2 protein-coding genes are annotated in these 2,033 nt (G+C 73.4%); both read right to left on the bottom strand.

The genetic code is table 11. The annotated features are described in order from the left end of the window. Positions 1–37: 37 nt before the first annotated feature. Positions 38–1,531, bottom strand: a complete 1,494-nt coding sequence (locus tag H5J33_RS32865) for an SDR family NAD(P)-dependent oxidoreductase (protein ID WP_181798364.1) — start codon at positions 1,529–1,531, stop codon at positions 38–40. A gap of 283 nt (positions 1,532–1,814) precedes the next feature. Beyond that, on the bottom strand, positions 1,815–2,033 hold a 219-nt coding region (locus tag H5J33_RS32870; protein ID WP_181798365.1), incomplete at its 5' end, for a WS/DGAT domain-containing protein.

Raw genomic sequence — 2,033 nt, forward strand, 5'->3', positions numbered from 1 at the left:
TGGCCGGGGCGAGCCCCGGCCAACACCCGCCCGCCGCTCACCACTTGCCGGGCGCGTAGTCCTTCAGGAAGACGCCGTACAGGTCCTCGCCCGCCTCGCCGCGCACCACGGGGTCGTAGACGCGGGCGGCGCCGTCGACCAGGTCGAGCGGGGCGTGGAAGCCGGCCTCGGCGAGGCGCAGCTTGTCGTAGTGGGGGCGCTCGTCGGTGATCCAGCCGGTGTCGACCGAGGTCATCAGGATCCGGTCGGACTCGAACATCTCCTGGGCGCTGGTCCGCGTCACCATGTTCATCGCGGCCTTGGCGGCGTTGGTGTTCGGGTGGCCCGCGCCCTTGTAGCCGCGGTTGAAGACGCCCTCCATGGCCGAGACGTTCACGATGTACGCCCGTCCGCTCGCCGCCTTCCGCGCGGCCTCGGCCATGGCCGGGCGGAGCTTGCTGATCAGGATGAACGGCGCGGTGTAGTTGCACAGCTGGGTTTCCAGCAGTTCCACCGGGGAGATCTGGTCGATGGTCTGCACCCAGGTGTTGGTGTCCACGACGTCGGGGAGCAGGCCGCCGGCGTCGATGGCGGTGCCGTCGAGGTGCCGGGCGACGCTGGCGTTGCCCGCGACCAGGGCGAGGTCGGCCACCTTCTGCGCGTCCAGCCCGCTGCTGCCGACGGGCAGCGCGGCCAGGCCGTCGACCGCGCCGGAGTTGAAGGCGCCGATGACGTGGTGGGCGGGCAGCTCGCCGGCGGGCAGCGGGGCGCTCTCGCCGTCGACCAGGGCGGCGTAGGCGGAGGGCAGGCGGCGCACGGTCTGCGTGGCGTTGTTGATCAGGATGTCCAGCGGGCCGGCCTCGGCGACCCGGTCGGCCAGCGCGACGGCCTGGGCCGGGTCGCGCAGGTCGATGCCGACGACCTCCAGCCGGTGCAGCCAGTCCGCCGAGTCCTCCATGGCCTTGAAACGGCGGATGGCGTCCTTCGGGAACCGGGTGGTGACGGTCGTGTGCGCGCCGTCGCGCAGCAGCCGCAGCGCGATGTACATGCCGATCTTGGCCCGGCCGCCGGTGAGCAGGGCGCGCTTGCCGGTGAGGTCGGCGCGGGCGTCCCGCTTGGCGCGGTTGACGTCGGCGCAGTCCGGACAGAGCTGGTGGTAGAAGTAGTCGACTTCCACGTACCGCTGCTTGCAGGTGTAGCAGGAGCGAGGGCGCTGGAGTATCCCCGCGACCCGGCCCGCCTCGACCTTGGAGGTCGGCAGGATGCCCTCGGTCTCGTCGTCGATGCGCTCGGCCGAGCCGGTGGCGGTGGCCTCGGTGACCGCGCGGTCGTGGGCGGTCTTGGCGGCCCGGCGCTCCTGGCGGCGGCGCTGCTTGACCACGCGGTAGACGTGCGAGGTGGCCCGGCGCACCTTGATCGCGTCGGGGTGGTCGACGTCGAGCCGGTCCAGTTCCTCCAGCACGCTCAGGCAGACGGCGAGCCGCTCGGGGTCGATACCGGGCCCGTAGACCATCTCGTCCATGGACGCCGAACCGTCCTCTGTCACCGTCATCGCGCTGCCGTTCCCCTGGTCACCCGAGCGGCGCTCCGACTCGCGCCCGCTTTCGAACAGCGAATTTTACGGAGCGCCGGGCCGGTCGGCCAAACCGCCGCCGATTCCGGCCCGTGGATCACCGTCGTCCCGCCTCCTCGGCCGGGCCCGCCGGCACCCGTCGGCGAGCCGCACGGACGGGACCGACGGGACGGACGGCACCGGCGGGACGGGCACGACCGGCGGGACGGGCTGGATGGTCGTACCGGCGGTGCGGCGGGACCGGCCGGCTCCTGGCCGGGTCTCAGCGGTCGCAGACGGACAGCAGGGTCGCCACCTCCGCCGACACCGCCCGCGCGAGGCGGTCCAGGTCCGGTACGGCCCGCGCGTCGGCGACCAGCCCGTAGTGCACGCGCCCGCGGTACGTGGAGATCGCGACCGCGAGGGCCTGCCCGGGGGCGAGCGGGGCCAGCGGGTAGACCTCGGTCAGCTCCTGGCCGCCGAGCCGGAGCCCGAGGCCGGG

Source organism: Streptomyces sp. WELS2 (genome assembly GCF_013870595.1).
GTDB lineage: Bacteria > Actinomycetota > Actinomycetes > Streptomycetales > Streptomycetaceae > Streptomyces.

Excerpts from the sequence above, each read along its gene's own strand:
- H5J33_RS32865 (WP_181798364.1), bottom strand. The coding sequence starts at position 1,531 with ATGACGGTGACAGAGGACGGTTCGGCGTCCATGGACGAGATGGTCTAC.